Below are 6,630 nucleotides of genomic sequence, written 5' to 3'. Positions count from 1 at the left end.
TCCCTAAACCCGCCCCTACGATTGTCCCTAAATATGCCCCTACGATTGTCCCTAAATATGCCCCTACGATTGTCCCTAAATATGCCGCTACAGTTGTCCCTAAATATGCCCCTACGATTGTCCCTAAATATGCCGCTACAGTTGACTTTTAGACGACGCTCAGGGCATAATTTTTACGTCTTGCGATCGCGAACTGTTGTTACACCCAGCGATGCTCTAAGATAGTTCCTAAACTTAGCACTCCTCAATAAGTAGTCGGATAAAAGAAAACGGCACGCTCACGCTTGTTTGGTAAATAAGCCTCAAACCCTTACAAAAGACGTAGCTTGCTTCTTTTCGGAAAGCGAGTATGACATAAGACGAATGACAATCTCCACCGTTAGCTTTTATTTTGTCCACCTACTTAATGTTTGAGCGATGCTGCACTACACTAAGAATACTAATCCAACACTTCTAGCTATGAGTCAAACTGACCAAGTAATATCTAAAATCGATCATCAATCCTCAACTCAGCTAATGCTGCAAATTAGGGATGTGAATGTTTACTATGGCGAAAGTCACATCCTGCGGGATGTGGATTTAACTGTACCCGTCGGACAAATGGTTTGCCTGATTGGACGCAACGGCGTAGGCAAAACGACGCTACTGAAAACGATTATGGGGTTGCTCAAACCTCGAACAGGTACAATTACCTTAGCCGAGCAACTAATTACCCATAAATCTCCCGATCAACGGGCAAAATTAGGAATTGGTTATGTTCCCCAAGGGCGGGAGATTATTCCGCGCTTAACGGTAAAAGAAAATCTGTTGCTGGGGTTGGAAGCCTGTCGTCGGGGTAGAGGGAACAAAGCCGAGATTCCCGAAGAAATTTTCAGATTATTCCCCGTGTTAGAATCCATGCTATCTCGCATGGGCGGAGACTTAAGTGGAGGACAACAGCAACAACTTGCGATCGCGCGGGCGTTAATGGGGAAACCTCGATTACTGGTGTTAGATGAACCCACCGAAGGAATTCAACCTTCGATTATCTTAGAAATTGAAGCCGCTATCCGCCAGATTGTCAAGTCTACAGGCATTTCTGTGCTTCTAGTAGAACAGCATCTACATTTTGTGCGACAAGCGGATTGGTACTACGCGATGCAGAAGGGAGGTATTGTCGCATCAGGTTCAACCAGCGAATTGAGTCAGCAAGTGATTCAGCGGTTTTTAGCAGTTTAGTTTTAGGGAACTCTTAACCGGGAAAGGGAACTCTTAACAGGGAGAGATGAGGTAGATGGGAAGATGGGGAAGATGGGGAAGCAGGGGAAGCAATGTAGAGACGTGCCATGGCGCGTCTGGAAGCAGGGGAAGCAGGGGAAGAGGATTACCCATCAACAATGAACAATGAACCATGAACCATGAACCATGAACCATGAACAATGAACCATGAACCATGAACCATGAACCATGAACCATGAACCATGAACCATCAACCATAAACCATCAACCATAAACAATCAACAAAGGACGAATCCCCAATTGTGTTATGACTGAAACATCAAATTCACAGGATTGACATCTAAAAATTTTACCTTGGAGAGGCAAAGGGTGCTTTGTCTATAGTAAAACAGTCAACTACCCCGCCCATACAAAGTATGGACGAGGTATCCAGCCGCGAAAGACAAATGACAGTATCGTGTTTGCCTTATGCATCACTCAGAATCAGGTATTATTTCTAACCATCCAGGTGTCGCGACTCCTTCCCCGCCATCGCGTCGCTTTCATCTGTTTGCTAATCCTGGACTCTGGATCAATCGTATCAGCCGTCGTTGGAGTATTCATCAAAAAATTGGTTCTGGCTATTTTTTAGCGGTGAGTATTGCTGTTTTAGGAACGGCGACAGGATTAATCATGGGAGAACATTATGATGATCGCGCCAGAGAGTCAGTAGAAATTACTCAGGAACGGCTGGATCTTATGGCTGATTTAGAAGAAAGTTTTTTTGATATCAAATTATACCAAGAACGGTTAAAATATTTGTCCTTAAATCAAACCATAAAAGTTGAAAATGTTATTGAATTAAATGAAAATCTAATCCAAGCTAATAGTCAATTATCAAAATTAAAATCCCATTTAAATAATAATCGCAAATTACCCATCGGTTATTCTAGTTATACTCTCCAGTCTAAAGCCCTGTTGAATGATTGCGATCAGGGTTTAAATATATATCATCAAAATGTCCGCTCTCTTTTAGAAAAAATCAACTATGAAACTATTACGATTAATCAGGATCAAGCCGTTAAATCATTTTTACTAAAAAATTTGCAGGAAGACTTGATACCCAAATTTGAAACAATTTCCGCCAATCTAGACGAAATTATTCGCTTAACTGAAATTCAACAACAGCAGGCAAAGGCTAAATTTAAGGCAGCCAAGATATTACGGGCTAGCATCATTGCGGGGAGTATGATGCTATCGATAGGAATTTCCGCTGTTTTAGCTATCTATACCAGTCGTGCGATCGCACGTCCAATTCAAGCCGTAACCCGTGTCGCCGAACAAGCCACCCGGGACGGCAATTTTGACCTACAAGCCCCCGTGACAACTGAGGATGAAATTGGAGTATTAGCCACGTCTCTGAATCATCTTATTCAACGAGTAGCTACGCAAATTCGCGACTTACAGCAAGCCCAAGCGCAACTGATTCAAAGTGAAAAAATGTCCAGTTTGGGACGGATGGTGGCTGGACTTGCCCATGAAATTAATAATCCGGTTAATTTTATTTATGGCAATCTGACATACACCCAAGATTATACCCATGATCTTCTCGAACTTTTACATCTGTATCAGCAGCAGTATCCCCATCCTTCAGCGGAGATTAAAACTAAACTTAACGAAATTGATTTGCAGTTTATCCGTGAAGATTTACCCAAAATTATGAACTCCATGCAAGTGGGAACTGAACGCATTCGCCAAATCATCCTATCCTTGCGAAACTTCTCTCGCCTAGATGAGGCGGAAATGAAACAAGTCGATCTTCATGAAGGGATTGACAATACACTTTTAATTCTAAATTCTCGCCTGACTCAAAATATCGAGGTGATTAAACAGTATGGACAAATTCCTTTAATTGAGTGCTATCCAGCACAACTTAATCAAGTGTTTATGAATATTATCAATAATGCCATCGATGAACTCAGTATTGAGTCAGGTTTGGCGAAACGGCAGATTTTAATTCAAACCCAGCAGGTTAATGCTGATCACGTTGAAATCACAATTCAGGATACAGGTTCGGGGATTCCTCCAGACATAAAACCTAAAATATTCGATCCTTTTTTCACCACCAAGCCCGTTGGCAAAGGAACAGGGATGGGTTTAGCTATCTCCTATCAGATTATTGAGAAACATAAAGGAAAAATTAAGGTAATTTCAGAATTGAATCAAGGTTCAGAGTTTGTCGTCAGTTTACCGATTAAGTCGGGGTAATTCCGTAGATTATACAGTTTGCTCTCACCGATAACTATAAGTTCTCAGTAGATCCACGGTTTCGTTGAACTGGTATGATTCCTATAATCTTCTTAGTTGTATGAGGAAAAGTAAAACAATGTATGAACGCGACTTAATACCAATGAACGATCAGTCTACTCCTGTAGATACGGTTTGGCAAGCAGCAAATACTTTATCAACAGATGAAAAAGCTGAATTAGTAGAACGGTTACTGGGAGAAGAATCGGGGTTAATTGTCATATCCGCTACCAGTCATCTGGCTGACTATATCATTGCTCAGACTAACCTCTTATCCAGAACAGGTTTGGCGTATGTATGGAGAGCGATCGCGAATCGGATGATTGGCGAGGAACATGAACCTTGGAGTTAACGATGGTACTCCAGCACATTCTGGTAATCAGGAAACCCAGGATTCAGGGTGCAACTCCGATGATTAAAGCCAGGAAACGGGCAAAACTTGATATCCAATCCGGTAGGGGCGCATCGCTATGCGCCCATTCCAATAATGTCTATAATTACCTAATTTGTCGGATAAAAAATATAGTTACCCTCAATTATTATACACTGAGAAATGATTATAATTGTGATGGGAGTTTCTGGCTCTGGCAAATCCAGGGTAGGTCAAGCCTTAGCTCAACGCTTGGGATGGCAATTTCGGGATGCTGATGATTTTCATACTCAAGCCGCAAAAGAGAAAATGAAACAGGCAATCCCCCTCAACGATCAAGACAGACAACCCTGGTTAGAGGCGATGCGATCGGCAATGGATCAGTGGTTAATAGCAGGTAAAAATACAGTATTAGCCTGTTCTGCTCTCAAGTCAAGTTATCGTCAAGTTTTACATCTTCAAGATTCCCGAGTCCAGTTTATTTACCTGCAAGGTAGCTTTGAACTCATTTATAAACGGCTCAAACATCGCCAGAATCACTTTATGAAGGAAAGCCTGCTACAAAGTCAATTTGAAACCTTAGAAGAACCGACTCCCACTGAAGCCATTTATATTGACGCTTCCCACTCTCCAGAGGTAATTGTTCAGAGTGTGATCGATAAGCTGGACATTGCCTAAATTTGTTGATTGTTGATTGTTGATTGTTGATTGTTGATTGTTCATTGTTAATTGTTACCATGAACCATGAACCATGAACCATGCACCATGAACCATGCACCATGAACCATGAACCATGAACCATGCACCATGAACCATGAACTAATTACCTTCCCCAGTTCCCAGCGAACAATCGGGTAACTCACTCGCTGGAACCACTGAATCGGAACTGGCAAAGCCTTGTAATTTCTGTCTATAATCCAGTAGCTGTTGCCGAACGTCTGGTTCGTTAATCAGACCGAGCATCCGATTAACCACATTAATCGCTTGTGACCAGTTTTGGGTACAGATAGCTTGTCGTAATTGGGCATTGAGGTTCCCTGCAGGGCGACTGACTGTTCCTGTAGCGTCTCCCGGAGTGATTGTTCCTGTACCACCTCCCGCCAGTCGGAAGGAATTCGGTAAATATTTTTCTTTTTCAGTATTAATGTCCTGATTTTGGCGAGGTGTACCAGGCATTAAAACCGTGAAATTTTCTGCGGCTGAAGAGAAAGGTTTTCCGAGGGATTGGGCGACTTGAATCGAGGGTTCAGCCCGCCCGATTCCCGGTGTTGCCGATCCACCCACCAGTAACGTGGTGATTAAGAATGGGAGTAGTACCTTGGTATTCATGGCTCTATTTCTTTGGCAAGGTTATCAGCATCACTTTAGCCCAAAAAAAACTATACAGAAAAGGCGCACTATAAGTCGTGCGCCCTCGCTTATTCATTAGTAACAGAGGCATAAGTTTGAGAATCCTGCCACAGCTTGCAGAGAAAAAACTCGGTGCGATCGCTTAACTTGACTACAAACACACCCTCTTCACCATCGGGATTGGATGTCATCCAAGTGCCTTTCAAGGTAACTTCGATATAATCTGCATCACAAATAGATAGAGAAATCTCATCGATTGTTTGTTGCCGAACCGCCTTTTCTAAGTCAGCCAAGTAAGGCATATCAGCGGGTAGTAAAAACGATGCGGTGCTAGATTCAACCCAGAGGCTGGATGCGGCTCGCAGCGCCAACATGACTCGTGCCGTCACCCATTCCTCTAGAGAACCCGCTAGATGATCGAGGTAAAAGCTATTTTCGGTGTAGGTAAGTTTCAGCATGACCTGATATCTCCTATTATTCCAGGTGTACGTGCTGTTGGCGCCAGAACTGTTCGGCAAAAGCCACAGTGGGATGCATAGGCGCTTTGGGCTGGGTGAGTAGAGTCATTCCCGCTTGCTGGGGTGTGCGATCGCCTTTTCGACTATTGCACGGTTCGCAGGCAGTAACTACATTGTCCCAACGATGGTTTCCACCCTTAGAACGGGGGATAACGTGGTCGAGAGTCAGTCGTTTGCTACTACCACAGTATTGGCAACGATGCTTGTCTCGACGTAAGACTTCACGGCGATTCACGGGCGGGACTTTCCAGACGCGATCGCAATTGGCTTTGGTCAAGCGAATCTGTTCGGGAACCAGTAAGACTAGGCTGGGTGAATGCACCGGATATCCTTGACCCTTCAACCAATCTAGCGGTTCGGCTTTCCCAGTCACCAGGAGCGTCACCGCCCGCTTCATATTGACTCGACTCAGAGGGAGGTAGTTCTTGGAGAACACCACCACTGAATGCCTTAATCCTTTAGTTACACTCGTCACGCTTTTTACTCCTTGGGATAAAGAAACCCCGCTGCTGTTTACGTCAGAGCGGGGGAGTGGAAAAACGGTATGGTTTTCTCGTCCTATATCGGTACGGCTTGGATGCGCCTGTACCTCCCGCTGTTGTGATCTGGTTTTGGATTGATACTGGTTAAATGCTCGGCTTCAACGTTATATCGGGTTCTGATTTGCGCTGTACCGGGTTCTATTGAGTCATATCCATCCCCAATAAAAAACTCCACCGACAAACCTGCTGACTGCCAATCGCCGAGGCGACTGGTATCAGGGTAAGGGGTGGAGAAGGATAGATGAAGGCTCACAGAAGGTAATTTGTTTCAATACTGCTGTTTAAATACTACACTTGTATTACGAACCTGTCCACATAGTTGAGGAAAAAAACATGATACGGACTG

At 43.7% G+C, this 6,630-nt stretch carries 8 protein-coding genes; 4 read left to right on the top strand and 4 right to left on the bottom strand.

All coding sequences use genetic code 11. The annotated features are described in order from the left end of the window. The first annotated feature begins 516 nt into the window (after positions 1-516). From urtE to ACLFWI_RS24200, 4 genes are all read left to right on the top strand, one after another. Positions 517-1,218, top strand: a complete 702-nt coding sequence (urtE, locus tag ACLFWI_RS24215; RefSeq protein ID WP_446415046.1) for an urea ABC transporter ATP-binding subunit UrtE — start codon at positions 517-519, stop codon at positions 1,216-1,218. Between the two features lie 468 nt (positions 1,219-1,686). Further along, positions 1,687-3,465, top strand: coding sequence for an ATP-binding protein (locus ACLFWI_RS24210; protein ID WP_446415045.1), 1,779 nt, complete (start codon positions 1,687-1,689; stop codon positions 3,463-3,465). Between the two features lie 142 nt (positions 3,466-3,607). Continuing rightward, on the top strand, positions 3,608-3,856 hold the full coding sequence (locus ACLFWI_RS24205) for a hypothetical protein (protein ID WP_446409914.1): 249 nt from the start codon (positions 3,608-3,610) through the stop codon (positions 3,854-3,856). A gap of 201 nt (positions 3,857-4,057) precedes the next feature. Then, entirely contained in the window at positions 4,058-4,552 is a 495-nt protein-coding gene (locus tag ACLFWI_RS24200; RefSeq protein ID WP_446415044.1) for a gluconokinase, read from the top strand. A 141-nt stretch (positions 4,553-4,693) separates the two neighbouring features. Here ACLFWI_RS24200 and ACLFWI_RS24195 read toward each other — a convergent pair whose 3' ends face one another. The 4 genes from ACLFWI_RS24195 to ACLFWI_RS24180 form a co-directional block, all read right to left on the bottom strand. Beyond that, positions 4,694-5,203: a hypothetical protein gene (locus tag ACLFWI_RS24195; RefSeq protein ID WP_446415043.1), complete on the bottom strand. Its 510-nt coding sequence runs from the start codon at positions 5,201-5,203 to the stop codon at positions 4,694-4,696. Between the two features lie 89 nt (positions 5,204-5,292). Continuing rightward, positions 5,293-5,682, bottom strand: a complete 390-nt coding sequence (locus tag ACLFWI_RS24190) for an alr0857 family protein (protein ID WP_446409917.1) — start codon at positions 5,680-5,682, stop codon at positions 5,293-5,295. A gap of 16 nt (positions 5,683-5,698) precedes the next feature. Further along, complete coding sequence (locus ACLFWI_RS24185) at positions 5,699-6,217, bottom strand: HNH endonuclease (protein ID WP_446415042.1); 519 nt, start codon at positions 6,215-6,217, stop codon at positions 5,699-5,701. Between the two features lie 83 nt (positions 6,218-6,300). Beyond that, positions 6,301-6,537, bottom strand: a complete 237-nt coding sequence (locus ACLFWI_RS24180) for a hypothetical protein (RefSeq protein WP_446415041.1) — start codon at positions 6,535-6,537, stop codon at positions 6,301-6,303. Positions 6,538-6,630 lie beyond the last annotated feature (93 nt).

The organism is Coleofasciculus sp. (assembly GCF_046539235.1).
Lineage (GTDB): Bacteria > Cyanobacteriota > Cyanobacteriia > Cyanobacteriales > Coleofasciculaceae > Coleofasciculus.
This window is presented reverse-complemented; position numbering and strand designations above follow the sequence as displayed.